26 protein-coding genes are annotated in these 25,569 nt (G+C 61.5%); 9 read left to right on the plus strand and 17 right to left on the minus strand.

Features of this window, described 5'->3' with window-relative positions:
* Nucleotides 1–20: 20 nt before the first annotated feature.
* Nucleotides 21–878 (minus strand): fumarylacetoacetate hydrolase family protein, encoded by an 858-nt coding sequence (locus tag CEY11_RS10310; RefSeq protein WP_088603319.1) that lies wholly within the window; start codon nt 876–878, stop codon nt 21–23.
* A gap of 82 nt (nt 879–960) precedes the next feature.
* Nucleotides 961–1,869: an HpcH/HpaI aldolase family protein gene (locus CEY11_RS10315; RefSeq protein ID WP_088603320.1), complete on the minus strand. Its 909-nt coding sequence runs from the start codon at nt 1,867–1,869 to the stop codon at nt 961–963.
* A gap of 261 nt (nt 1,870–2,130) precedes the next feature.
* Here CEY11_RS10315 and CEY11_RS10320 point away from each other — a divergent pair, with 261 nt between their 5' ends.
* The gene (locus CEY11_RS10320) at nt 2,131–3,042 is read left to right on the plus strand and encodes a LysR family transcriptional regulator (RefSeq protein ID WP_158215269.1); all 912 of its coding nucleotides are present in this window, start codon (nt 2,131–2,133) and stop codon (nt 3,040–3,042) included.
* Nucleotides 3,043–3,062: 20 nt separating this feature from the next.
* Here the strand turns inward: CEY11_RS10320 and CEY11_RS10325 are convergent, their stop codons facing one another.
* The 13 genes from CEY11_RS10325 to CEY11_RS10385 all read right to left on the minus strand — a co-directional run bounded on the left by CEY11_RS10325 (nt 3,063) and on the right by CEY11_RS10385 (nt 14,698).
* A complete protein-coding gene (locus CEY11_RS10325) occupies nt 3,063–3,827 on the minus strand; it encodes an HpcH/HpaI aldolase family protein (protein WP_158215270.1) in 765 nt (254 codons plus the stop codon).
* Nucleotides 3,828–3,835: 8 nt separating this feature from the next.
* Nucleotides 3,836–4,831, minus strand: a complete 996-nt coding sequence (locus CEY11_RS10330) for a Bug family tripartite tricarboxylate transporter substrate binding protein (RefSeq protein ID WP_088603323.1) — start codon at nt 4,829–4,831, stop codon at nt 3,836–3,838.
* A gap of 261 nt (nt 4,832–5,092) precedes the next feature.
* Nucleotides 5,093–5,680 carry a phenylacetic acid degradation protein PaaY gene (locus CEY11_RS10335; RefSeq protein ID WP_088603324.1) on the minus strand — a complete coding sequence of 196 codons (588 nt, stop codon included), beginning with the start codon at nt 5,678–5,680 and terminating at the stop codon, nt 5,093–5,095.
* A gap of 207 nt (nt 5,681–5,887) precedes the next feature.
* On the minus strand, nt 5,888–6,610 hold the full coding sequence (locus CEY11_RS10340; protein WP_088603325.1) for an ABC transporter ATP-binding protein: 723 nt from the start codon (nt 6,608–6,610) through the stop codon (nt 5,888–5,890).
* Nucleotides 6,607–7,356 carry an ABC transporter ATP-binding protein gene (locus CEY11_RS10345; protein ID WP_088603326.1) on the minus strand — a complete coding sequence of 250 codons (750 nt, stop codon included), beginning with the start codon at nt 7,354–7,356 and terminating at the stop codon, nt 6,607–6,609. Before CEY11_RS10345 ends, CEY11_RS10340 begins: the two co-directional genes overlap by 4 nt.
* Before the next feature lie 2 nt (nt 7,357–7,358).
* Nucleotides 7,359–8,243 carry a branched-chain amino acid ABC transporter permease gene (locus CEY11_RS10350; protein ID WP_088603641.1) on the minus strand — a complete coding sequence of 295 codons (885 nt, stop codon included), beginning with the start codon at nt 8,241–8,243 and terminating at the stop codon, nt 7,359–7,361.
* A 53-nt stretch (nt 8,244–8,296) separates the two neighbouring features.
* On the minus strand, nt 8,297–9,166 hold the full coding sequence (locus CEY11_RS10355; RefSeq protein WP_088603327.1) for a branched-chain amino acid ABC transporter permease: 870 nt from the start codon (nt 9,164–9,166) through the stop codon (nt 8,297–8,299).
* Nucleotides 9,167–9,360: 194 nt separating this feature from the next.
* Nucleotides 9,361–10,638 (minus strand): ABC transporter substrate-binding protein, encoded by a 1,278-nt coding sequence (locus tag CEY11_RS10360; protein ID WP_088603328.1) that lies wholly within the window; start codon nt 10,636–10,638, stop codon nt 9,361–9,363.
* A gap of 190 nt (nt 10,639–10,828) precedes the next feature.
* Nucleotides 10,829–11,770 carry a 2-deoxy-5-keto-D-gluconate 6-phosphate aldolase domain-containing protein gene (locus tag CEY11_RS10365; protein WP_088603329.1) on the minus strand — a complete coding sequence of 314 codons (942 nt, stop codon included), beginning with the start codon at nt 11,768–11,770 and terminating at the stop codon, nt 10,829–10,831.
* Between the two features lie 78 nt (nt 11,771–11,848).
* On the minus strand, nt 11,849–12,532 hold the full coding sequence (locus CEY11_RS10370) for an HAD family hydrolase (RefSeq protein ID WP_088603330.1): 684 nt from the start codon (nt 12,530–12,532) through the stop codon (nt 11,849–11,851).
* A gap of 122 nt (nt 12,533–12,654) precedes the next feature.
* Nucleotides 12,655–13,266, minus strand: coding sequence for a VC0807 family protein (locus CEY11_RS10375; protein ID WP_088603331.1), 612 nt, complete (start codon nt 13,264–13,266; stop codon nt 12,655–12,657).
* 113 nt (nt 13,267–13,379) lie between these two features.
* Nucleotides 13,380–14,237 (minus strand): HpcH/HpaI aldolase/citrate lyase family protein, encoded by an 858-nt coding sequence (locus CEY11_RS10380; protein ID WP_088603332.1) that lies wholly within the window; start codon nt 14,235–14,237, stop codon nt 13,380–13,382.
* A gap of 2 nt (nt 14,238–14,239) precedes the next feature.
* On the minus strand, nt 14,240–14,698 hold the full coding sequence (locus CEY11_RS10385) for a MaoC family dehydratase (protein WP_088603333.1): 459 nt from the start codon (nt 14,696–14,698) through the stop codon (nt 14,240–14,242).
* 75 nt (nt 14,699–14,773) lie between these two features.
* On the opposite strand from CEY11_RS10385, the gene CEY11_RS10390 reads away from it, so the two are divergent.
* From CEY11_RS10390 to CEY11_RS10400, 3 genes are all read left to right on the plus strand, one after another.
* Nucleotides 14,774–15,538 carry an IclR family transcriptional regulator gene (locus CEY11_RS10390; protein ID WP_088603334.1) on the plus strand — a complete coding sequence of 255 codons (765 nt, stop codon included), beginning with the start codon at nt 14,774–14,776 and terminating at the stop codon, nt 15,536–15,538.
* Between the two features lie 271 nt (nt 15,539–15,809).
* Entirely contained in the window at nt 15,810–16,973 is a 1,164-nt protein-coding gene (locus tag CEY11_RS10395; protein WP_088603335.1) for a CaiB/BaiF CoA transferase family protein, read from the plus strand.
* A gap of 21 nt (nt 16,974–16,994) precedes the next feature.
* Nucleotides 16,995–17,963, plus strand: a complete 969-nt coding sequence (locus tag CEY11_RS10400) for a Bug family tripartite tricarboxylate transporter substrate binding protein (RefSeq protein WP_088603336.1) — start codon at nt 16,995–16,997, stop codon at nt 17,961–17,963.
* An 18-nt stretch (nt 17,964–17,981) separates the two neighbouring features.
* Here CEY11_RS10400 and CEY11_RS10405 read toward each other — a convergent pair whose 3' ends face one another.
* Nucleotides 17,982–18,593, minus strand: a complete 612-nt coding sequence (locus CEY11_RS10405) for an NAD(P)-dependent oxidoreductase (RefSeq protein ID WP_088603337.1) — start codon at nt 18,591–18,593, stop codon at nt 17,982–17,984.
* Nucleotides 18,594–18,778: 185 nt separating this feature from the next.
* Between CEY11_RS10405 and CEY11_RS10410 the strand changes: the two genes are divergently transcribed.
* Entirely contained in the window at nt 18,779–19,168 is a 390-nt protein-coding gene (locus tag CEY11_RS10410; RefSeq protein ID WP_088603338.1) for a winged helix-turn-helix transcriptional regulator, read from the plus strand.
* A gap of 13 nt (nt 19,169–19,181) precedes the next feature.
* Here the strand turns inward: CEY11_RS10410 and CEY11_RS10415 are convergent, their stop codons facing one another.
* The gene (locus CEY11_RS10415; protein WP_088603339.1) at nt 19,182–20,084 is read right to left on the minus strand and encodes a LysR substrate-binding domain-containing protein; all 903 of its coding nucleotides are present in this window, start codon (nt 20,082–20,084) and stop codon (nt 19,182–19,184) included.
* 137 nt (nt 20,085–20,221) lie between these two features.
* Here CEY11_RS10415 and CEY11_RS10420 point away from each other — a divergent pair, with 137 nt between their 5' ends.
* The 4 genes from CEY11_RS10420 to CEY11_RS10435 all read left to right on the plus strand — a co-directional run bounded on the left by CEY11_RS10420 (nt 20,222) and on the right by CEY11_RS10435 (nt 25,563).
* Entirely contained in the window at nt 20,222–21,064 is an 843-nt protein-coding gene (locus CEY11_RS10420; protein ID WP_088603340.1) for an alpha/beta fold hydrolase, read from the plus strand.
* Between the two features lie 174 nt (nt 21,065–21,238).
* A complete protein-coding gene (locus CEY11_RS10425) occupies nt 21,239–22,249 on the plus strand; it encodes a Bug family tripartite tricarboxylate transporter substrate binding protein (protein ID WP_158215271.1) in 1,011 nt (336 codons plus the stop codon).
* Nucleotides 22,250–22,701: 452 nt separating this feature from the next.
* Nucleotides 22,702–23,835, plus strand: coding sequence for an ABC transporter substrate-binding protein (locus CEY11_RS10430; protein WP_158215272.1), 1,134 nt, complete (start codon nt 22,702–22,704; stop codon nt 23,833–23,835).
* Between the two features lie 3 nt (nt 23,836–23,838).
* Nucleotides 23,839–25,563: an ABC transporter permease gene (locus CEY11_RS10435; RefSeq protein ID WP_088603343.1), complete on the plus strand. Its 1,725-nt coding sequence runs from the start codon at nt 23,839–23,841 to the stop codon at nt 25,561–25,563.
* Nucleotides 25,564–25,569: the final 6 nt, after the last annotated feature.

Consider the following 25,569-nt stretch of genomic DNA (forward strand, 5'->3'; position numbering starts at 1 on the left):
AGCCCGTGCGTTTCAGAAGATCAGTCCAGCAGCGCGGCATCCCACGCGCGAATTTCCTGGCGCTGCTCGCCCAAGCCCGCAATACCCAGGCGCACTACATCACCCGGCTTCAGGTAAATAGGCGGCTTCTGCCCAAGGCCGACGCCGGGCGGGGTACCGGTGGAGATCAGGTCTCCGGGGTAGAGCGTGGTGAACTGGCTTATATAGTGGATCAGATAAGCCACGCCAAAAATCATGTTGCACGTGTTGCTGTTCTGGAAGCGCTTACCGTTGACATCCAGCCACATCGACAGGTCTTGCGGGTCAGGCACTTCGTCGGACGTCACCAGCCAGGGGCCGATAGGCCCGAAGGTGTCGCAACCCTTGCCCTTGTCCCAGGTGCCGCCACGCTCGATCTGGTATTCGCGTTCCGACACATCGTTGACCACGCAATAGCCCGCCACGCAAGACAGCGCGTCTTCCAGGGCTATATAGCGCGCCTTGCTGCCTATGACCACGCCGAGCTCGACCTCCCAGTCGGTTTTGACCGATCCCTTGGGTACGACGATGGGGTCGTTCGGCCCCGTCGCCCGCGACCATTTGTTGAACAGCACCGGCTCTGTGGGCATTTCGGCGCCGGACTCGGCTACATGATCGCTGTAATTCAGGCCCACACACAGGAATTTTTCCATGCCTGTATAAGGCGTACCGATGCGGCCCGGTTCAGCCACTAGTGGAAGGCTCTCCACATCCAGCCCGCGCAAGGCTGCCAGGCCCTGCGGCGACAGCGCCGCGGCATCGATGCCGGCCAGCTTGCCGGAAAGATCACGTACCCTTCCCTGAGCATCCAGGCATCCGGGCTTCTCGCGGCCGGCCGGGCCGTATCGTAACAACTTCATGACGTCTCCTCGAGATAAAAATGAAAGCAACCGCTTATCGCGGATCCTGAGCAGCAAATGGCGGCAATCCGCAACTCTTGCCTCAACCCTCAGCCAGCCGCCGCTCTTTGACTTCAGCCAGCTGCTGGTTCATACCATACAGGAAAAGCTGCAGATCGTTCTGCAAGGTCGCAATGTGAAAGCCGGCGCGCAGCATGTCCGCCACCATTTGCGCAGAGCTGCAGGCAATACCGCAGATTTTTCCGGCCGACCTAGTGCGCGCGAGAATATGCATGATTGCTTGTTGAACGGGTTCGCAAGGGGTGGCAAGGGCCGGATGGCCCAGCGCCAGCGCGAGGTCATTCGGGCCGACATAGACGCCCGATATGCCGGGCGTAGATAAAATTTCATCGACGTTTTGCAAGCCTTCCTCAGTTTCCACCATAGGCAGGATCACCATTCTTTCCCAGGCCTTCTCAACGTAATCGCCGCCGAAGGCGATCTTGGCACGATGCGGGCCGAACGAGCGCCGGCCATGCGGGGGGTAATGGCAGAAACTTGCCAGGCGCTGCGCGTCAGCCCGATCGTTGATCATGGGGCAGATAACGCCCTCGAAACCCGCATCGAGCGCCTTCATGACAATACCGGGCTCATTCCAGGGCACGCGACACATCGCGGGAACCCCTCTGCCGTCCACGGCCTGCAAAACTCGCAGCGCATCGGCAAAGTCCTGCACCCCGTGTTGCAGGTCGACAGTTAGCGCGGCAAAGCCGGCCGCTGCCATGGCTTCACCAAGCAGGGCCGAGCCCGAAGAGCACCAACCCATTACCAGGCCACCTGGTTTGCGCGACATTTCAGCTAAGCTCATGTTCATTCCTTTTGGAGTATTGGAGTTGATACCGGATCCCATATTATTCGCCTTGCGCCGCATGCTTGTGTCGTCGCGCAACAGCCTCTTGAACCCGGCGATTCTACCGGCGGCCACGCCAATGCGTACCGACACGTCGAGCATTCTAGAAACCGATAGAGACCTTGTCTAACTCAAAAAAGGACAAAAGCCAGCTAAATATTAGGAAAGCTCGCCAGCCACTGTGTGCTGCGTGGCTGCTTCGCCGCCGCTTACCTGCGGAATCTGTATGGTAAGGTTACGAATACCCTGCGCGGCGACAAGGGTGCGCCTGAATATTCTATTTGCTGCAGGCTGCGGATGGGTTTCTTGCCACGGAAGCATCAGCGGCACAGTCGTGGTAAGCAACCTGGGAAAATTTGCACCATGAAGCACCCCTTCGACTTACAACAGCTGCAATGTTTCGTAGCTGTGGCGGACACACTGCATTTCGGCCTGGCGGCTCAGCGCCTGCACATGACTCAATCCCCCTTGAGCCGGCAGGTCGCATTACTGGAAGACCGGCTCGCGGTCAAACTACTGATCCGCGAAAATCGCGTGGTGTCGCTGACCCCTGCGGGGAAATTCCTGCTGGACGAGGCTCGGGTCATTTTGCATCGAGCCAACGAAATCGCCACGAATACGCAACTGGCTTCGCGCGGGGAACAGGGCACTATTGTCATCGGATTTATTTCAACCGCGGCATATGAGCTGATCCCCAGGCTGGTACAACAGCATCGTGAACGATATCCGGGCGTGAACTTCATCTTCAAGGAGTTGTTGATAGAACAGCAGCTGCACATGTTGAGCGAGGCAGCTTTGGGGGTAGCCCTGGTACGCCCTCCGGTGGATCCAGTCAGATTCGAGTCTCATTTGTTGATGAAGGATCACTGGGCATTGGCAATGCCGGCCGGACATCCATTGAGCACTTTGCCGCGGATCCCACTAAGCCGCCTTGACGGCATCCCGATGATCGCATGGTCACCGAATTCCCGGTATTTCAACCTGATACTCGACCGGCTTTATCAAGCACACGGGGTATCACCACAGAATATCGTCTCCATGTCGCAGATTACGGCCATGTTGGGCATGGTACGTCGCGGCGTGGGGGTGGCGGTGCTGCCCTATGCCGTAGAATCCCATGCCGTAGACGGGATCGTCATCCGCCCACTACAGTTCGCGCGCAAATGGACGCACGAGGCCGCACTACAAACCATACTGGTGTGGCGTCGTGACGAGCCCGACGCAGTTATCCGCCGCTTTGTGGACTCCGTCCCACAGTACTTGGCCACGACATAGCAGCAATACGGGTTCGTGCATCAGGCCGCAGGCCGCCGCAGTTGCCTGGCCTCAGCCAGCTGCCGATTCAGGCCGTACATGAACAGCTGCAAATCGCTTTGCAAAGTGGCGATATGAAAGCCCGCGCTTAGCATGTCTGCCAGCATTTGCGCTGAACCGCAGGCTATGCCGCAAAGTTTGCCCGCCGCCCGAGTTCGCGCAAGAATGTGCATGATCGCCTGCTGAACCGGTTTGCATGGAGTGTCCAGGGCTGGCTGGCCCAGCGCCAGCGCAAGGTCTTTCGGCCCTACGTAGACGCCGGATATACCTGGCGTGGAAAGAATTTCGTCCACATTCTTCAGGCCCGCCGCTGTTTCCACCATGGGCAAAATTACCAGCTCATCCCACGTTCTTTCAACATAGCCGCTACCGAAGGCAATGTTGGCTCGATAAGGGCCGAACGAACGCTGCCCGCGCGGAGGATAGTGGCAGTAGCTTGCCAGTCGCTGCGCCTCAGCGCGATCATTGACCATGGGGCAGATGATGCCCTCGAAACCGGCATCGAGCGCCTTCATGACAATGCTTGGCTCGTTCCACGGAACCCGGCACATTGCGGGAACCCCTCTGCCGTCTATGGCCTGCAAGATGCGCAGCGCGTCGGAAAAATCCTGTGCCCCGTGTTGCAGATCAATAGTGATCGCGGCGAAATCCGCCGCAGCCATAGCTTCGCCAAGCAAGGCAGAGCCCGAAGAGCACCAACCCATCATGAGGCCACCAGGCTTGCGCGACATTTCAGCGAGATGCATGTTCATTCCTACTGGGGTTTTATACCCGCTCCGGCGGCGACTTTGCTCCATAGATTCGCGTCATCACCGATCTGTTTTTTGAATCCCGCGGCTGTGCTGCCGATTGCATCCAGGCCCGAAGCACGCATTTTCTCTTTCATCTGCGGGGTCGACATAACGGCAAGCGACGCTTTTTCCAGCTTTTGAATGACGGCAGCGGGAGTCCCTTTGGGCGCCCACAACCCCTGCCAGGTCTCTATACCGAATCCCGGATAACCCTGCTCGGCCACCGTCGGTACATTGGGAAATTCCGGGGAGCGCTTGCTTCCAAAGACGGCGAGCACCTTTGCATTTCCGGCTTTTACCTGGGCCAGTGCAAGTTTCGGCCCCTCCATCACGGCATGTATGCGCCCACCTATGAGGTCGGCCCACGCTGCAGGAGTGCTTTGGTAGAGGATACGTTGTATCTTCGCGCCAGTTACCTGGTTAAGATGTTCGAATACCAAGGTGGTGGCGCCGGAGGGAGAGCCATAAAACACTTGGCCAGGCTTGCTTTTCGACAACTGCACAAGATCTTTTAATGTATTTCCCGCAATGGCATTAGAGCCCACCAGCACGTTATTGCTGGAAGCAATCAGCGAGACTGGCTCGAAGTCTTTGATCGGATCGGGCTTGAAACCTTTGACCAGCAATGGGGCCGCCACGAAGCCACTGGTCGAGAAAAGCAGCGTGTAGCCGTCGGGGGCCGCACGCGCTACAGATTCGGCACCAATCGACTGGGATCCACCCGGCCTGTTCTGCACGACTATCGGCACATTCAGATACTTGCTCAATTCCTTCGAGAAGAGGCGTGCCGAAGTATCGGCTACACCTCCTGCACCGATAGGAACAAGCATGGTAATGGTGCGAGTCGGATATGAATCCGACGTAACCGCCGCGGCGGCGGGAAGCGTGGCCGCCATTGCCGCCGTAACACAAATAGCCGCGGAGCTGGCGAATAGCCTCAAAGACGGGGTAGTTGTCATGACAGCTGGTCTCCTCTTCGTTCTAACTTGTAGGCGGTCGCGCAAGTGGAAAACTGCACGCCGTTGTGTAGAACATTCTAGAAACCGGCTTTGGCCTTGTCTAACTCAAAAAAGGATAAGAGCGAGCTAAATATTGGGAAGATAACCGCCTCAGGCGACGGCGAACCCACAGGGCCGCCCATGTTCGCAGCGGCGGCACGTATCCGAAAAGTAAAGTTGTGTGCTCCGGCCAAGCCACCCGCAGTGCGCGGCGGCCAAGACTCATAGCGGATCGACATCGGCCGGGGTGAAGCGCCTCCGGCCCGGCTCCGGCCGGGATAGCGGATCCACAGCCCGCAGGGTGCCCAGCGAGCGCTGCGTCAGGCGGTGATACATGGCCGTGCCGCGCGACTTTCCGGCGATGTCGGCGTCGCTCAGCTCGCGCACGACACGGGCCGGCGCGCCGACCACCAGGCTGCGCGGCGGTATGGCCAGGCCGGCCTTGACGAAGGCCATGGCGCCGACGATGCTGTTTTCGCCCACGACCGCGCCGTCCATCACCACGGCGTTCATACCCACCATGGCGTTGCGCCCTATGTGGCAGCCGTGCAGGATGGCGCCGTGGCCGATGTGGCCATCGATGTCGACGATGGTGTCGTCCTGTTCGCCGCCGTGCAGCACGCAGCAGTCCTGGACATTGCCGCCGCGCTCGACGATGATGCGGCCGAAGTCGCCGCGCAGGCTCGCCAGGGGGCCGATATAGGCGCCCGGCCCGATGAGCACGTCGCCGATGAGCACGGCGCTGGGGTGTACATAGGCGGTGGGGTCGACCACCGGGGTGAAGCCATCGATTGCGTAGACTTTCGGCATGGGGATCCTCGGCTGGGCCGGGCGGCCCAAAAAGGCCGCCCGCCGTCTGCGTCTACTATAGCGCCGCCGCGCATGCTAGCTAGAACCCCGTCCGTAGCCTGCCTGCGGCGCCGCTGCCCGTGCCGCCCGTGCCACCCCGGCCGTGCCGATGTCAGCCGGCTGCGGCCTGTCGGCCACGCGGCAGCCATGCCGCGCGCCGAGCCGGCGTCAGTCGAGAGCCTCCCACTTTTCAGCGCTGGCGCCGGCCAGGGCGCGCACGCGCTCTTCGTCCTGGCCGAACTCGGCCGCCGCGCCGGTATAGACGATCTGGCCGTCGTCGAGCACATAGGCGCGGTCGGCGACCTCTACCGCCGCGCGCACATTCTGCTCGATCAGCAGTACCGACATGCCTTCATTGCGGGTAGAGACAATGACGCGGAACACGTCCTGCACGATCAGCGGCGCCAGGCCCTGGGAAGGCTCGTCGAGCACCAGCAGCCTGGGGTTGAGCAGCAAGGCGCGGGCAATCGCCAGCATTTCCTGTTCGCCGCCCGATAGCTGGCGCCCCTTGTTGTGCTTGCGCTCGGCCAGCCGCGGGAACAGCTCGTAGACGCGCGCAATGTTCCAGGGGCCGGGGCGATCCATGGGCACCTTGAGATTTTCCTCGACGCTGAGGTTGGCGAAGATGCGCCGCCCTTCGGGCACGAAGCCCACGCCCAGCATGGCGATGCGGTAGGGCGGCGCCTGGGTCGTGTCCTGGCCGAATATGCGGATGCTGCCCGACTTGGCCGGCGTCAGCCCCACGATGCTGCGCAGCGTGGTGGACTTGCCCGCGCCGTTACGGCCCAGCAGCGTGACGAGCTCGCCCTCTTCCACATAAAGATCCACGCCCTTAAGGATGTGGCTCTTGCCGTAATAAGTATTGAGTCCCTGGACTTCTAGTGCCTTCATGCCGCCTTCCCCAAATAAGCCGTCTGCACCTGCTCGCTGGCGGCGATTTCCTCGGGACTACCCTCGGCCAGCACCCGGCCTTCGGCCAGCACGGTGATGCGGTCGGCAAGATTGAAGATCACCCGCATGTCGTGCTCGATCAGCACGATGGTGAGGCTTTGCGACTGATGCAGCTTGCGGATCAGCCTGGCCATGTTGTAGGTTTCCTGGCTGCCCATGCCGGCGGTGGGTTCGTCCAGCAACAGCAGGCGCGGGCGCAAGGCCAGTGACATCATGATCTCGGTGGCGCGCTGGTCACCGTGTGCGAGCTCGCCCACCATGCGGTCGGCGTGTTCCGCCAGGCCGCCCAGCCCCAGCAATTCCTCGACCCGCTGCTCTACTTGTTCTTGCACCTGCTTCGAGGCGCGCAGCTTCAACCGCAAACCCTGCGCCAGCTCTACGGGTATGCGCAGATTCTCGCGTACGGTGAGTTCGGGAAAGATCTCGGTGATCTGGAAGGTACGCGCCATGCCCATGGCCACGCGCTGGTCGGGCGGCAGCAAGGTGATGTCGCGGCCGTCGAAAAATATGCGCCCCGACGTAGGCCGGAAAAAGCCGCTGATGAGATTGAAGAAAGTGGTCTTGCCGGCCCCGTTGGGGCCTATGACGGCATGCAGGCGCCCCGCGTCCACCGCAAGCGACACGTTGTTGACGGCGACCAGGTTGCCGAAGTGTTGAGATACATTGTCTATCTGCAGCAGGCTCATGCTTATTTCCTCCGCAGAAAACCGAGCACGCCCCGCGGGAAGAACAGGACGATGCACACGAAGAATATGCCGATGAAGAACATCCAGTTCTGGGTGTGGCTGGACACGTAGTCTTGCAGCACGACGAAGATCGCCGCCCCCACCAGCGGCCCCCAGAAAGACCGCATGCCGCCCAGCACGGCCATGATCACGAAGTTGCCCGACAGCGTCCAGTGCAGCGAGCGCGGGTCGGTGAAGTTGCTGAGCAGTGCATACAGTGTGCCGGCTATGCTGACGAAGAAGCACGAAATGACAAAGGCGATCCAGATGTGGCGATCGACCGGAATGCCGAGGAAGCGCGCGCGGCGCTCGTTTTCGCGGATGGCCAGCAGCGTGCGGCCGAAAGGCGAACGCAGCAGCAGCGCCATGGCCCCCACCGCCACGGCGAAGACCACCAGCACCAGGTAGTAATAGGCCTTGTCGTGCGTCATGATGTCGATGCGCGTGAAGCCCAGGTCGATGGGCTGGCGCGTGAAGCCCGTCAGGCCGTCGTCGCCGCCCGTGACGGAATGCCAGCGGAATGCGATGAAATAAAAGATCTGGCCGATGGCGATGGTTACCATGGCGAAGTAGATGCCGCGCAGCTTGACGATCAGCAGGCCCACCAGCGCGGCCGCCGCGGTACCCACGAGGATGCCGACCAGCATGGCGGCGGGCGTGCTGGGCACCAGGTATTTCAGCGCCAGCCCGGCGCCATAAGCGCCCAGCCCGAAATAGGCCGCGTGCCCGAAGGACAGCACGCCGGTGAACCCCAGCAGGAAGTTCACCGACATGGCGGCCAGGCCCATTACCAGAACCCGCGTAGCCAGGTCGGTGTAGCCGCCGACATAGCCCATCCAGTAGGGCATGGTCAGCAGCACGATCCACAGGATCGCCAGGGGAATCAGATTGCGCTTGCCGTTCACAGGGTCATTCCTTCTTCGCCAAACAGGCCGCGCGGCCGAACCAGCAGCACGATGGCCATCATGATGTAGATGATGGCCTCGGACGCCGAGGGAAAGAACACCGTGGTGACGCCGGCCACCACACCGATCAGCAGACCGCCGAAAAGCGTGCCGGTCAGGCTGCCCAGGCCGCCCACGATGATGGCCACGAAGCTGGGCATGATCAGCGCATCGCCGATGGTCGGCTGCAGGCCCAGCAGGCCCGCGGCCAGCACGCCCGCCAAGCCGGCGAAATAGATGCCCAGGCCGAAATTCAGGTTGCGCAACACGCGCACATTAACCCCCAGCACGGATACGGTCTCGAGGTCGAGCGTGCCGGCGCGGATGCGCATGCCCAGCCGCGTGCGGTGCAATACGAAGAACAGCACGATGACTGCCACTGCCACCAGCACCACCATGAATACGCGGTAGCCGGTCAGGAAGAACATGTAGTTGCTGAGCGGCTTGGTGAGCCAGGACGGCAGCTGGAACGGCAGGCCCTGCGCGCCCCAGGTATAGCGGATGGAGTCTTCGAACACATAGGCCAGGCCGAACGTGAGCAGCAGGCTGTAGAGCGGATCGCGCCCGTAGCAGTGGCGGATCAGCAGCCGTTCGACCAGCAGCCCCAGCAGCGCGGTGATGACCGGCGCTACGATCAGCGCCCCCCAGAAGCCGGTATAAGGCATGATCGTGTAGGCGATGTACGCCCCCAGGGCGAGGAAGCCGCCGTGCGAGAAGTTGATGACGCTGGTGAGGTTGATGATGAGCGAAAGGCCCAGCGCCATCAACGCATAGAAGGCGCCGACGATCAGGCCATTGAAGACATTGAACAGTAGCAATTGAGTCACTGCGGGCCCCTGGTTGGCGTGCCGTCGCATGCACGCGCCGCCGCCCCGGCGTCAGGGCCGAGGCGGCGGCGTGGGTGCTGCTCTATGGTATGGCATGCGTTGCGTGGCGTGTACTATTTCGAGTGTGATCGTCGTACAGGACATGCGTGGCGGCGCGCCGCGCCGGCTGCGCGATGCGCCCGGGCACACGCGGCTCAGGTCGGCCAGGTCATCTTGCAGCCCGACTCTTCCACGGTGCCCGCGATGGTCTTGCCGTCGACGATGCGCGTGACGTGGAACAGGTCGTCCGGCACGCTGCCCTTGGGCTGCGCGGTGCCCACGTACAGCGAACCGATGAGCTGATTCTGCCCGGCCCGGTAGAACGGCGCATTGGGCATCAGGCCGACTTCGGGCGGCAGCGTGTAGCCTTGCAGCGCCTTGGCCATCTTGACCGGATCCAGCGACTTGGCGTTGTTGGCCGCCAGGGCGCAAGTCCAGCCGCCGACGAAGCCGAACCAGGTGCGCGAAGTGGGCACGCGGCCGGTCTTTTTCTTGATGGCGTCGACGAATTCCATGACGTGCGGCACCTTGGGCTGGTTCCAGTACCACTCGAACACCCAGTCGCCCAGGCGCGCCTCGGGCGGCAGGGCCTCGAGGGTTTCGAGTTCCTGGTTGGCGCCGGCCAGATGAAAGCGCTTGTCCAGCCCGAACTGCACCGCCTGCTTGAGCGCATTGGTGAGGTCGTTGCCGTTCATCAGGAACACGATGACGTTGGGGTTGGCCGCCTGCGCCTTGATGAGGTAGGAAGAAAAGTCGGTGGTACCCAGCGGGATCATGTCCACGCCCAGGTCGACGCCGCCGTCTTCTTTCAGGTTGGCGTCGTAGCCTTCCTGCAAGGTGTGGCCGAAGGCATAATCGGACGTAAGGAAATACATCTTCTTGCCGTACATCTGCATCAGCGACTTGGCGATGGCGTTGGTCAGCATGCGCGTCGTGTTGCAGACACGGAAGACGTTCCAGTGGCAGGTCTTGCCGGTAACCTGGTCGGTATGGCCGCCGGGCACGACGTGCAGCACGCCCTTCTGGAACGAAACCTCGGCCATGGCCACGCTGAGCGCGGAATTTACGTTGCCCAGCAGGAAATTGACCTTGTCGCGATCGATGAGCTTGCGCGCCTTCTGCACCGAGGTGCCGGCATCGCCGCTGGTGGAGTCCTCCGAGAGCAGAACCGCCTGGCGGCCGAGAATGCCGCCCTTGGCGTTGATTTGCTCTACCGCCAGTTGACACCCTATGAGCTCGTTCTTGCCGGTTTCGGCATAGGTGCCCGTCAGGGGGTTGTCCATGCCCAGCTTGACCGGCTGTTCGCCGCGCGCCTCGATCATGAGAGGCGGTACCAGTTGCGCCACCCCTGCCGCCGCGGCCAGTTGCAAGACTGCACGGCGACTGATGCCGGCCGGCTTGGCGCCGGCAGGCTTCTGCTTTGTCTCTTCCATTTGACACTCCTACGATAGGTGCGGAATGCTTCAACAGCTACAGGGAAAGTTACTGCGGTATGTTCTAAATTGCTTATTAAGGCCGCACACTTTGTTCATGAAAACAAAACCCATACAGCTTTTTTTAATTTGCCCCTAACAGCAGTTTTCTGTCAAGATAAAATTTCTTATAGACCCGGATAGCAAACACTTATGAGCCATTCGCCGCTACCTGCGGGGCCGCGGCGGCCGCCTGCTCGAAAATGCGCACCCATTCGATATAGCGCTGGGCGATGCGGCCCGCCGCTTCTGCGCGCGTGGCGCGGCCCTTGCGCTCGTCGGCCACGGCGTCCCAGAAAGTGGTGCGCCCCACCGCGAAGCCGATGAAGCCCGGAACAGCGGCGGCGGTGCGCAGCCAGGCCATCACCCGCTGCTCGTCGGCGCCGCGCCCCAACACGATGCAGCCCACGCCGCGGCGCCCGCCACGCCGCGCGGTGCCCACCAGCTCTTCGCAATCCGCGCGGCTATCCAAGCCTTCGATTTTCCAGACATCGGGCTCGACATCTTCGTCCTGCAGGGCGCGTATGGCACGGCACATCAGCGCCGGGCGCAGTTCGCGGTCATAGGCATCGCGGTCGCCGCCGCAGCGCTGCAACTGCGCCGCATTGGCCGGCACCAGCAACTCGAACATCAAGCGCTGCCCGGCATCGCGGCAGGCGACCGACAGGCTGCGCAGCCTGTCGGCCTGGCGCCGGTTGAGCTGCTCGTCGTCCTCGGGGTTGTAGCGCACCAGCACTTTGGCGAAGGTCGGTGCGATTGCGGCGATATGCTCCATGAATGCATTGCCGTACTCGAAGAAGAACTCGTCCGATCCGCTTTTTTCAACCGACACCGCGGTGACGCAGCCGCTGGCGCGCGCATCGGCCAGCACCGGTGCGCCGAACTCCTCGTCTACCAGTATGCCGGCGCGATCTATAGATACCCCTTCGCTCAGCGCCTCGCGAAAGCCGTCGTATATCAGGCGCTTGCTGTCAGCCACCTCGGTATGCTGCCGCGCGCTCAAGGGCGGCTGGAAACCGAACATGCCGCTGACATAGGAGTGGCGATGATCGAAGGGCAGCAGGTACAGCGGTTTGTCATATCCGGGATTCATGGTGGAGCTCCTTGATGCAATGCCCCGGCCGCTGTGCGAGCGCTGCGCCGCAGCGCGACACGCGGACGGCGCGTGGACTCAGCGGGGACGCGCGGCCTCTAGCAGTGAGGCACGATCCAGGCCGCGCAGATCCGCAATATTCTCCAGCGCGACATCGGCGGCCGGCACCGCCGCGCCGTCGGACTGCCGCGCATAGTGGCCCTGATCTACCGACACCGTGGTCAGGCGTTCCCCCATGACAGCCTTCATGGCGGCAAGAATGTGCGGCTTGTCGTCGACCATGATGTAGTGCCCGGCCGGCAGCCGCGCCTGGATATCGCCCAGCCGGCGGTCTTTATGCACGTAGATAAGCACACGGCCCGCCACCGCGTTCCAGAGCCCGGCGCGGCGGATCTTGTGGGGCTGGAAGACCACGTCGCCGTCGGAAAGAATGGCTGGAGTGGAGTACGCGTGCACGCGCTCGAGCATGTCGAGCGCGCCAGGGTAAAGCCGCTCGGCAAAGGGATAATCGAGCAGGAACGCCGAGGCATCGAACAGCCGCGGATCGTTATCCACTTCAGGGCGCAGACGCTGCAAGGCGGCCAGATAGTCCGCGTATCCCAGCGACGCGCGCAGCTCTTCGAAGATCTGCCAATAGCGCTCGCACGCCGCCTTGCCGAAGCTGCGCTCGAGCAAGGCCCGCAGGTCGTCTTGCACCCGGTCGTTGTCCAACAGCGTGTTGTCGCAGTCGAACAGGAAAACAATTACATCGCTGGCTTGCATACGGCGGCCCTCGGGTAATGTCGATGCCCCTGAACCTAAGGCAGTGCCTGACCCATTCTACCGCCGCCCCCCGAGCCGATGAGGGCATGGTGTGTAACAAATGCCGAGCTTTTATTTCGGCGCTACCCTCTTCTGGCTCGCAGCCGCCTTTGGTACCAGAGCGTCCACAACAGCATGCCGCCATAGATCGCATAGCTGACGATGGGCGATACGACCAGCACACGCTCGACCGGCCAATACCATGCGAGCCAGCAGCGCAACAGGCATTCCAGCGTAAGCCCCGCCCCCCAGACCAGGGTCATCAGGCGCAGCGCGCCGCGCAAGGCCGGAATCTCGCGCCACAGCATCTCGAATCGTGCCGGGCCTTCGGCCTGTTGCCTGGCCAGCGTGGCCCGGGCCAGATAGAAAGTGAGGGGGCGCTGCAGCGCCAGCGAACCCAGGAAAACCAGGCCGATCAGGCCCGAGACCAGCGACTCGCGTACCAGCAGCATTCTGGGGCTGCCGCCCAGGGCCATCACGGCAATGGACAGCGCTATGCCCAGCAGCACGAAGGCGCTCAGGGCGTCGACGCGGCGGAATCTGGCGAATTCGGCCAGGCTCCATATCAGCGGCGGCACGGCCGACGCATACAGCGCCCCCGTCTGGCCGTAATGCGGCAGCGCGGCCCGGTACGCCAGCCACGGCAACAGCAGATTGACGGCGAATTCGAAAATGAGCTTGGGCTTGAATTTCAATGCATGGCACCCCGGTGCGCCCAGGCGGGAATCGCCGGGCGCCGGCGCAAAATATACGCGCCGGCATCGCGCTCCGCAAGCAAGACGGCCGCGCGATCACCCCGGGACGGCAATTATCGGGAGGCTTCCAGAATGCGGCGCGCCTGCTTGGCATGAGGCTCGTCGATCATTTGGCCATCCAATTGCAGCGCACGCTGGCCGGGGTTTTGCGCAAACGCGGCCAGCACGCGCCTGGCCCATTCGATCTTCTCAGGCGAAAAAGTGAAAGCCTGGTTGATGGCTTCGATCTGGGCCGGGTGTATGGCCATCTTGCCGCTGAAGCCATCGCGGAATGCCGCGAGCGCCTCGCGCCTGACGCGTTCGATGTCTTTCAACGCAACGGTGACGGTATCGATCGCCCGCACCCCCGCCGCGGCGGCACCCAGTACACACAGCGATCGCGCCAGGCGAAACGGGTCGGTGTAGACGCCGCTTTCGCTGTTGTTGATCACGCCCATATCGGCTCCCAGATCTTCGCCGCCCCAGGCCAAGCCCCACAAGCGCGCGGTTACACCGGCATAATCCGCCAAACGAAACAGCGATGCCGCCGTCTCGGTGGCAATGGCCAGAATCCGGGTTTGGCCTATGGCGATGCCCGCAGCGGCTTCCAGAGCGTCGAGATAGCAAGCGACGGGAAAAAGCGAATCGCGGCCGCAGCACTTCGGCAGCACGATTCCGTAGGGCGCATGCGGCACGACGGCCGCCAGATCCTGCAGCAGCAGGCCGCTTTCGGCGGGGTTGACGCGCACCCACAACTGCTGGCTCGAAGCCTTGGAGCGCAGCATCTGGATCACATTGCCGCGCGCCTGATCCTTGCCGTCGGGAGGCACCGAATCTTCCAGATCCAGGATCAGGGCGTGCGCATCGCCATTGCAGGCCTTGGCAAATTTTTCCGGCGAGCTGGCCGGCACGAAGAGCATCGACGCGCTCATGTTCAGGACTCCTGCGGCCGCTTGTGCATGAAGGCCGCCCGCTTGCAAATGCAGATGACTTTGTCGTCCTGGTTCAGGCCTACATGCTCGAACTCCACGATACCGGCATGGGGCCGCGACTTGCTTTCGCGCTTGCTCAATACCGTGGTGCGCACATGGATCGTGTCGCCCGCAAACACCGGCGCGGGAAAGCTGGTTTCGCTCATGCCGAGGTTGGCCACCGTGGTGCGCAGCGTCGTGTCATTGACGGACATGCCGATGACCAGCCCCAGCGTGAACAGGCTATTGACCAGCGGTTTCTTGAATTCCGTTCCGGCGGCAAAATGGGCATCGATGTGCAGCGGCTGCACATTCATCGTCAGCGTGCTGAAAAGCACATTGTCCATTTCGGTGACGGTGCGAGTCCATGGATGATCGAACTGCTGTCCAAGCTCGAATTCTTCGTAATAAAGGCCTGCCATATCTTTGCTCCTGCCGGGTTTATGTTCGCATTTATGAATTATTATACGTACCTGTGAATTTTTTGAAATCTTCCCATGAACAGCGACGTAAAAAGCGCCAAGCGAGTACTAAGCATCTTGCAATTCTTCGCACAAACCAAGACGCCCGCGACATTGACGCAGATTTCCTCGGCGCTGGGCTTTCCGAAATCCAGCTGCCTGGCCTTGCTGGACACATTGGAAGGCGAAGGATATGCACGCCTGGATGCGGGCCGCTATTACCTGACGCGACGCTGGCTGAACGAGGCCCGGATTGTCGCCGAGCATGATCAATTGACGGCTCAGATCCGCCCCGAGCTGGAGCGCTTGCGCGACATGCTGGGCGAGACCCTGATCCTGGGGCAGCGCTCGGGGCGCCGGGTGGTGTACCTGGACGTCGCCGAGCCGGATCGAGTGGTGCGGTTCACCGCCTGGGCCGGGCAGACCAAGCCGCTGCATGCATCGGCATCGGGGCGCGCCCTGCTGGGCGCCTTGGATGTGCCGGAAAGAAAGCAACTGCTGGAAAGCCTGGCGCTGGATCGCTATACCGCCAAAACCCCGACCACACTGGCCGCGGTACGCAAAGAAATCGACCGTGGGCTGCGGCGCGGCTGGCACGTCAACCTCGGCGAACACCAGGCAGATACCTTGTCGATCGCCTGCGCCCTGCGCGTCTATGGAACGCCTTACTGCCTGGTGGTGGGGGCGCCGATGGATCGCGCCCAAAAACGCGCGGAAGAAATCGGCCGGGCGCTCGCCGCGTCCTGCGGGTATCTGGCCGAGCACATCGAAGGCGCAAAGGCGCAGGCGCTACAGGAATAACCTCGATCTTCGACAAGCGGGCGGCACAGGGCCGCGCCCATTTTCCATCCACGCAAGCAGCACCTCGACACTGTCCCTGGGGTAATTCCCAATCGCGCACTATTGCCGCCCAAAGTTCATGGATATAAACTCAAGTTCAAAATCCAGAACAGCTAGCTGAACAAGCAATCTGTGGAATTGGGCGCTCGCAGGCCCGTTTGCCGCGCGGCGCCCCGTCTCTATGGCCCGGCACCCTGGTACGCGGGGCCGTCTCATCAAGGAAAAAAGCACAATGCCGGGCGCAATGGATGGAGTACGGATTCTGGATCTGACCAGCGTAGGCATGGGCCCCATGGCCACCCAGATGCTGGGCGACATGGGCGCCGACGTGATCAAGATCGAATCGGCGGCGGGAGACGTGTTTCGCCACGTGACTCCGCAGCGGCACGCCGGCATGAGCCACGCCTACCTCAACCTGAATCGCAACAAGCGCAGTGTCGTGCTCGACATAAAAAGCCCTGCCGGCCGCGAGCAGCTCGAACGCTTGCTGGCGAGCGCCGATGTGCTCATCTCCAATATGCGCGCGCCGGCCATGCGCCGCCTGGGCCTGGATTACGCATCGCTGCAGGCCCGCTATCCGCGGCTGGTGTACTGCGCCTGCTACGGCTATTCCGAGGCCGGGCCGTATGCGGGCCGTGCCGCGATCGACGACACGATCCAGGCTGCCTCGGGGCTGGCCTGGCTGCAGGGCGGCGCGGGCCAGCAGGCGCCGCGTTACGCCAACTCGGTCATGGCCGACAAGGTCGTGGCCCTGTACGTGGCCAACGCGGTAGCCTGCGCGCTCTATGCCCGCGAGCGCAGCGGCCAGGGCCAGGCTGTGGAAGTGCCGATGTTCGAATGCATGACCGCCTTCATGCTGCCGGAGCATCTGGCCGGCCTGACTTTCGTTCCGCCCGAAGGCGGAGCCGGCTATGCGCGGCTGCTCAATGCCTATCGGCGCCCGTTCCGCACGCTCGACGGCTACCTCAGCGTCGTGCCGTATACCGACACGCAATGGCGCCGCTTCTTCGAGCTGGCCGGCGTGCCCGAAATGGCCGAAGATCCGCGCTACAACACGCTCAACAACCGCAGCCGGCACTTCCCCGAACTGTACGGTTTCGTCGAGGACACACTGCCCTCGCGCAGCACGGCCGCATGGGTGTCCCTGCTTACCGAGGCCGACATCCCCTTCGCGCCCGTCAACTCCATCGCGGATCTGCTCGACGACCCGCAGCTTTGCGCCACGGGGTTCTGGCATAGATCCGAGCATCCCACCGAAGGGGCGCTGATCCAGGCCGGCATCCCCGTGCGCTTCAGCGCCACGCCGGGCTCGATCAGGCGGCACGCGCCCGCCCTGGGAGAACACACGGAAGAAGTGCTGAGCGAGCTCGAGCACGGCCAGGCACAAGGAAATTAACCCCCACTGGAGGAACACATCATGCGCAACATCCTGGGCGGCGCCATGCTGGCGCTGGCGTCCCTGCCGGCAATCGCGGCGGCCACTGCTTACCCCGACCCCGCCAAGCCCATCCAGTTTGTCGTCGGCTTTCCGGCCGGCAGCACTATCGACAATGTATCTCGCCTGCTGCTCGACAATATACGCAAGCGCACCGGGGCGACCATCGTGGTCGAGAACAAGCCCGGGGCGCTGGGCGTGATCGGCCTGGGGCTCGTAGCCCACGCGGCGCCCGACGGCTACACGATGATGCCCAGTTCCAGCGCCACAAATTCCTCTGGCCCCTATCTGTCCAAGGCTTTCCAGCGCTATGACACGGTGGGCGGCTTCACCCACGTCGCGCGCGTCGTGCACTTCGACGTGGCGGTCGTCACCAACGCCGCGAAGCAGTATGCCAGCGCCAAAGCCCTCATCGATGCGGCCAAGGCCAAGCCGGGCGCGCTCAGCAGCGGCTATGGCTCGGGCACCGGACGCGTGGCCGCCGCCGCCTTCAGCCGCGCGGCCGGCATCAATGTGGTGGCCGTGCCCTACAAAGGCCAGCCGGCGGCCATCACCGACCTGCTGGGCGGGCGCATCGATTTCGTAGCGGCCGATCTCGGCTCCGTGCTGTCGCAGATCCACGCCAAAAAGCTGAATGCGGTCGCACTGGTTGCCGCCAAGCGCTCGAGCATCCTGCCCGACGTACCCACCGGCAAGGAGCTGGGCCTGGCCGACCTTAACCTGGTCGGCTGGATCGGCGTCTCAGGCCCGGCGCATCTGCCGCAAGATGTCGTGGCCTGGTGGGCCAGGCAGTTGAAGCTGGCCATGGCCGACCCCGACATCGACAAGCGCTTGCTTGCGATCGGCATGGAGCCGGACGTGCTCGCGGGCCCGGCCCTGCACGACTTCGTCATGTCCCAATACAAGAGCTGGGGCGCAGAAATCAAGCATGCCGGCATCAAGCCGGAATAAGCCGGGAAGAACAGCCCGTCAATAACCGACCGTGTAGCGCTGGCGGCTGTGCGCGGGCTTTTCGACCTCGTCGACCAGGGCGACGGCATAGTCTTCGAACGAAATGCTGCTGCCCTTGTCGTTGACCAGCAACTGATCCTTGCCCAGGCGGAACTTGCCCGTGCGCTCGCCCGGCCCGAACATGGCCGAGGGGCACAGGAACGTCCAGTCCAGCGTCGGCTCTTTGCGCAGCAGATCCAGGAAGACGCCGCCCGCCAGCGCCTCGGCCTTGTAGGCATCGGGGAAATCGGGCGTGCTGTACAGCGCCACCCCCGGAGCGACTTCCAGGCTTCCCGCGCCGCCCACCACCAGATAGCGCTGCGCGCCCGCCGCCTTCACGGCGCCGATCAGCACTTGCGGGTCGCTGGCGGTAAAGTGCACAGCGCTGATGACGATATCGTGGCCCTTGAGCTCGGCAGCCAGCGCGGCCTGGTCGCCGGCATCGACCGCCTTGGGCGTAACGCCCGGCAAGCGGGCGATCTTTTCCGGGTGGCGGGCAAGCGCCGTGACCCGGTGGCCGCGGTCGGACAATTCCTTGAGTATGCGCGAGCCGGCATTGCCGGAAGCGCCGATCAGGGCGATAGTGGACATGGGGAGTTCTCCTTGCAAAGAAAGCGGATTGAAAAACCGGGTTCGAAAATCGAACGCACAGGTAGCGATTTCGAAGCCATAAATTTCAAAAACACACCTGGTATCCGAAAGAAACTATAATCCACCCGTGTGCTGCTGTGAAGAACGCACTTTTACGTCACCTGCTTACCTTCAAGAAACCGGCAATGAATCCGAACCCGTCCATGGCCCCGAACCCCTATTCCCGGCAATGCCCTACGCGCCTGGTTCTGGATCGCATCGCGGATAAATGGACCGTGCTGATCATGGGCCTGCTGCGCCAGCGGCCATGGCGCTTCAACGCCCTGCTGCGCGAAATCGACGGCTTGTCGCAAAAAGTGCTGTCACAGACCTTGAAGCGCATGGAACGCGACGGCCTGGTGCATCGCGAGGCATTCCCCACCGTACCCGTCACGGTCGAGTACTCGCTGTCTGCATTGGGTGAAACACTGGCGGGCTCGGTGAACGTGCTGATCGAATGGTCCGAGACGCATATCAAGGCCGTCGTAGCCGCCCAGCAGGCGTACGACGCCCGGCAGTCCGGGGCCCGGCAATAGAGAGGCGGTATGGCTACAACACTTCGGACAAATCGGCCGCGGCAAACATCGAGATGAATTCTCGGGTGAAGCGCCGCAGCGGCTGGCCGCTGCGCAAGCTTACCTTCGCAACCGACACGGGAAAAATTCCCGATGTATCGATTGCTTTCACCCCGCGATCGCGCTCTGGATCGAACGCCATCTTCAAGACCACCGCGATCCCGAGCCCCGCTGCGACATAGGCCTTGACAGCGCCGGCATCCGACGCCTTGATGACGAACCGCGGCGCAAGCCCATGCCGCTGGAACTCGCGCTTGACGACAAACCCCGAATTGAAGCTTTCGTTGTAGCTGATCAGCGGGTATTTCGCGATTTCCTCGATCGAGACTGATTTGCGCATGGCCAGCGGATGGGCGGCAGGCACGATCAGGCAATAATCCATTGGATAGGCGTCAAACGTGAGCACGCGTGGCGGAATACGCTCTGGCACAGTGCAAACGCCGAAATCGGCGTCGCCGGTGGCAACCGCATTAAGGACATCGGCCGGGCGACCATGGCGGATGTCCAGATCGACCGCAGGATAGGTGCGCACGAACCTTTCAATCGCGGGCAGCAGCGCATAGCGGGCATGCAAGGGGGTCGTGCAGATCCGCAGCGTACCGCTTTGATCGGTCTCCATCTCGCGGGCCAAGGCAGCCAGCGAGGCCTTGTCATGCATCATCCTGCGCGCCAACGCAATCGCCTCCCTCCCGGCCTCGGTAACGCCGACCAGGCGATTGCCCTGGCGCATGAAGATTTCCAGATCCAGCTCTTTCTCGAGGGCCCGGATCATCTTGCTGACCGCGGACTGCGTCAAATGCAAGGCGGCTGCCGCGCGCGAGACGCCCAAGTCGTGATCCGCTACGGCACACAGGCATCTGAGCTGCTGCAGTGTCATCCGATCATGACCTTTTAGTAATCGTATGCACGGATATTGTCACTTGTACTCATAAGCAAGGGATTCTAGCATTGAAGCAATAACTGTCGCGCCCCCTGGACGAATCGCCATCGACAACTCTATTCAAGCAGGATCCCATGCCCGTCATCCAACGCCCCAGCAAACCCGACCTGTATTACGAAGTCGATGATTTCACCGACCCCTGGAAGAACGCTCCCTTCATTCTGTTGCAGCACGGTTTCGGCCGCTCTACCAAATTCTGGTATCGCTGGATACCGTATCTGGCGCGATTCTACAAAGTGGTGCGCGCCGACCTGCGCGGGCTGGGGCGTTCGGGCAAGAACTTCGACCTGGCCGATGATTTGCATGCCAACGCCTATATAGACGACATCGACGCGGTACTCGATGCCGTGGGCGCGCAGGACGCGCACTACTGCGGCGAATCGCTGGGCGGCATCCTGGGCATGCTGTACGCGGCCGAACGGCCGCGGCGCGTACGCACGCTCAACCTCGTCTCGACCCCCATATTCCTGGATCAGGATTTCCAGAACCGCTCTTGCTTCGGCTACCCCAGTTGGGAAGAGGCGCTGCGCGCCATGGGTTCGCTCGGCTATGCGAAAGCCAAGAACCAGGGAGACCGCTTCGCCGCAGACACCGATCCCGGCCTGGCTCAGTGGTTCGCCGAGCAGCAAGGGCAGTCCGACGTAGAAGTCCTGATCGCCATGCACCATATCGCCAAACGGATCACCGCACTGCCGGCGCTGCCGCGGCTGGAGTGTCCGGTGCTGGTGCTGATGCCGTCCGACGGCCCTATCGTCACGCGCGAGCAGGAGGCGCTGTTCCGTGAGCACGTACGCGATCTTGCTGTGGTCAAACTGCCGTCCCGGCACCACAACCTGCACGTTACTCAGGCCGCAGCCTGTGCGGATCTCGTCCTGCATTTCGTCGCTCAGCACGACGGCATCGGTTGCCGCGAATGACATGTGCTGCGCGCCTTTCATACGCCCCGACTTGAATGCGGGCCGGGCCTCGCGGCCCGCCAAGCCCGGCCCGGCTCATGCCCACGCCCACGAAAGGCGGCCGGAACCGCCATGCAGCCCACTCCGATTTTTCCAACCAACCCGCTACCCCATGTCCGGAGCCAAGGAGACATCATGACTGCACCATCCCTCCCCCCGCGTACAAGCGCCGGCCGCCGACGCTTCCTGCACGCCGCCTCCACCCTCGCCCTCGCCGGCGGCATCTCTCCCCTTGCGCGTGCCTCCGGCTACCCCGAGCGGCCGGTGCGCATCATCGTGGCCTGGTCGCCAGGCGGCACGGTCGACTTCGTCGCGCGAACCATGGCCGAGCAATATTCAAAGCTGCTCGACGCCAGCTTCGTCGTCGAGAACAGGCCCGGCGCGGCTGGCGTCATCGGCTTTTCCGCACTGGCCCAGGCACCCGCCAACGGCTATACCTATGTCATCGACAACACGGCGCTGTTCCTGACCATGCCGGCGACTTCGGCCCACCTGCCGTTCAACCCCGACAGGGATTTCATAGCGGTGGCGCCGGTGTTCGAGACACCGGTGGCCCTGGTGGTGTCGGCCTCGCTCAATGTAGCGACGCTGAAAGACTTCATCGCCATGGTCAAGGCCAATCCGGGCAAATTCAACTACGGGTCGGGCGGAGCGGCCAGCACCACGCACCTGCAGGCGGCCATTTTCAACGAAGTCGCCGGCATCGACATTGCCCACGTGCCATACAAGGGGGGCGGGGACGCAATGCGGGCAGTAATGGCCGGCGAGGTGCAAATGCTCATCACCGGCGCCCCCACCATACTTTCCCAGGCATCGAGCGGGCGCATCAAAGTACTCGCCGTGTCGGGGCACAAGCGGCTGGCCGGCCTGCCGCTTGTGCCTACCTTCGCCGAAGCAGGCTTACCCGGGTACACGGTCACCAACCGCTATAGCCTGATCGCACCGTCCAAGCTGCCCAAAGACATCGCTGCCAAAATGGTCGACGCCACACAACGCGTATTGGCCGACCCTGTGGCGCAACGACTCATGGCGTCGCGAGGCGGCGTACCCGTAGAGGCAGGAAGCGTGGATTCCGGAAAACCGGATCTGAACGCCGAGCAGTGGAAGAACATTTTGGGGAAGATGCGAACTGGCGGAGCAAGCTAGGGCGTTCGCGTAAGGCATTCGCGCATGCAATAGTCCTTTACGTGCGTCTCTTCACCCCGCATTCCTGTGCGCGGGGAAAATGAACCGCCGACCGTTACACGCGGCTTTTTAAACGGAAGGCACAGCCTGGCCGCAATGGCCACCAGGCGAATTCTCCGATGCGGCCAAGGGCTCGGCCACCCCTAAACGCAAAATTCCACGTATTGGACTATTTCACTGCAAGCACTGCAATAAGCAGCCAATATCTGCTGCTATCATGAACAGCAACTGGTATTAAGGTTCACATAATGGGCCTAGAGGTGCGATCAGCCTACATCTGCGGCCCATCATAATAGGCACGCCGTCCACCGATGCCAGCAAGCCCCATTTTTTTACTCTATTTCATGTCCAGCCGACGTGGAAATATCGAAGGTTGGGCTATTGCGCTTCATCCGGAAGCAAAGGAGACAAAAATGAAACGGTGCAATAACACGCGAATACCACGTGCACTGCATTTTCTGAAAGGGGTTGCCATTGCATCGGCACTATTTGCAATGCAACAGCCAGCGTCCGCGGCGTCAGCCGATGCCGCGACAGCATGGAAAAACGCGCAAAAACTAATACCCGGAATCAGCAAAGAAACGGTCGATGCCGCCTGCAGTGAAGGGTCGGCAATGATGTATTCGCTGATATTGCGCGGCGAGCAGGAAGGCATTATCGGACACTTCGAGAAGCTCTTCCCATGCATCAAGCTGAAAGTATTCAACGCTTCCGGCGGCGTGCTGTCCCAGCGATTTACCAACGAGATGCGCGCCGGCAACAGCCCCACGGACATCTGGATGAACTCCAGCCCGGTATATGGCTCGCGGCTGGCCAAAGAAGGCTTGCTTCTGAACTGGACTCCCCCCACTGCATCGCTGATAGACGATCTCTGGAAAGACGAAGGTTATTGGTACGCAATCGGCTTGGCGCATATCGGAATAATATGGAACACCGAAGACATCAAGCCAGAACAAAAGAAATGGCTGGAAGGGGTAAAAACCTGGGCAGACGTGCCTAACGGGCCATTCCAGAATAATACCGGGCTGGTCGATATACGAGCGGGCGGAACCACACAGATTTTCTACTACTACAACAAACAGAAATACGGAGTCGATTACTGGAAGAAGCTGGCCACTCTCAAGCCAACCATTTTCAGCGGGGTGAATCCGCTGATCGGAAGGCTGGTAGCCGGTGATTTCGCATATGCGGCCGGCATTACGGCCGATACCGCGGGCGCGACGCAATGGCTGAAAGGCGCTCCGCTTCAATGGAAATTCCCCGAGCCTGGCCTTGCCGTGCCCTACTTCATAGGCATCTCCGCCAAAGCCCCTCATCCGAACGCCGCAAAACTCTTCATGGCGTGGTCACTTTCGACGGATGGGCAGAACTCGTGGGTCAACAGCTCTGGGCTGGCGCCGGCCAGCAGCCACGCCACCGACAACCGGCCTTATGCAAAAAAAGCCTGGTACAAATTGCCGAAAACCCATTACCGCGCCGACTGGCAAAAAATAGCCACAGACTTAAAAGCGGATACACAGACCTTTACGTCGATTTTCGGAAAATAGGCGATGACGGGGATAGCCGTGGGTAAGCGCCGGCACTGGCTGAAAAATCGCGGACGCAGCTACAGTCGGGCTGAATCCGCCCTCTGCGCCGTCCTGCTTGTCATTGTCGGTGCGCTGGTTCTTTTACCTCTCGGCTATCTTTTATATGGGGCGCTTCGGGACTCTCCGCCCCGAACGCCCAATGCCGGCTATACCTGGGCAAATCTCGTCGAAATATACGGCTCATTGCACTTTGCCCAGCCATTTCTCACGACTTTGGCAATCGGCATTTCGGTCGGCATCGGCAGTGCCATACTCGGCGTTTTGCTTGCTTGGATCATTACCCGCCTCGACATTCCACGGCCAGGGCTGTGGGAAAAACTATTGACTCTGCCCATTTATTTCTCTCCGCTGATGCTGGCGCTCGCCTTCACGGCGCTAGGCGCTCCGCGGGTCGGCTTCCTGAACCTCATCTGGAAGACACTAGGAGGAGACGGCTCCGCGGTAAGCGTATACAGTTTCAGCGGCATAGTCTTTGTTCTCTGCGTGCACTATGCCCCCTACGCAATGCTGGTGCTCGCCGCGCCGATGCGATCGATCAGTGCCGAACTCGAAGAAGCGGCACGAGTACTGGGCAGTTCGCGGTGGCATCTCATGCGCACAGTCACCATCCCCATGCTGCGGCCCGCGATTTTTTCGGTGGTATTGATCGTCGGGACGCTTGCTGCCGAAAACTTCGCCGTTCCGACATTACTGGGCAGGCAAAGCAAGATCAGCACCATACCCGGCGAAATTTACTTCTGGCTTACTTATGAGCCAAGCAATCCGAACCTGGCCGCGGCAGCCGGGACGCTGCTGCTGCTGGTTACGATCAGCGGGATTTTCGTATATCGCTACATGACGCGGATGTCGGGGCGGTTCGTGACAATTACAGGAAAACCCAAGCTGATTCCCAGATTGCCGCTAGGAAAATGGCGCAGCGCAATAACCGGGCTCTTGGCATTCTATCTGGCCATCACCACGATACTGCCGATCGCCGCCCTGATATTTGGTTCTTTTATGCCATACATCGGGCAGCATATAGACTTCAACAAGCTCACCCTGCACAACTACCAAGCGGCACTGCAAGGCGAGAATTATTCCGCCATCATCCACAGTCTTTTCCTGGCCGTGGTTTCCGCAACCCTTATCACCCTGCTGGGCTTTCTGGTGAGCTACATCATTCGGCGCACCAGCGTACCGGGTAGAGGCCTGCTTGATTATCTCAGCGCCCTTCCCATCGCCATTCCCGGCATGGTTCTGGGTGTCGGCATGGTGTGGGCATATGTAATCGCTCCTTTCGGGCTGTGGGGATCGATATGGATCCTGCTTATTGCGTACATGGCCCGCTTCATCGTGCATGCAGTCCGCGCCATCAATGCCAGCCTGCTGCAAGTCTCGGGGGAAATGGACGAAGCGGCACGAGTACTGGGCGCGGGAATTTTTCGCCGGCTCAGGCAAATCACCATGCCGCTTACCATGCGCACGCTGCTGTCTTCGTGGGTGCTGGTAGCGATTTTTGTGCTGAACGAACTGAGCGCGACGATTCTCTTGTATTCATCGAAATCAATCACCCTATCGGTACTCACCTGGAATGCGCTCGATATGTACGGAGCAATGCAGGCTTTTGCATTTTCCGTAATACAAGGCTGCATGACTGCAATACTTGTATGGGTGTCATATAGATTATCTGGGAAGGCCACATGGTAAATGTTC

The sequence above is a fragment of the Candidimonas nitroreducens genome (genome assembly GCF_002209565.1).
GTDB classification, from domain to species: Bacteria; Pseudomonadota; Gammaproteobacteria; order Burkholderiales; family Burkholderiaceae_B; genus Candidimonas; species Candidimonas nitroreducens.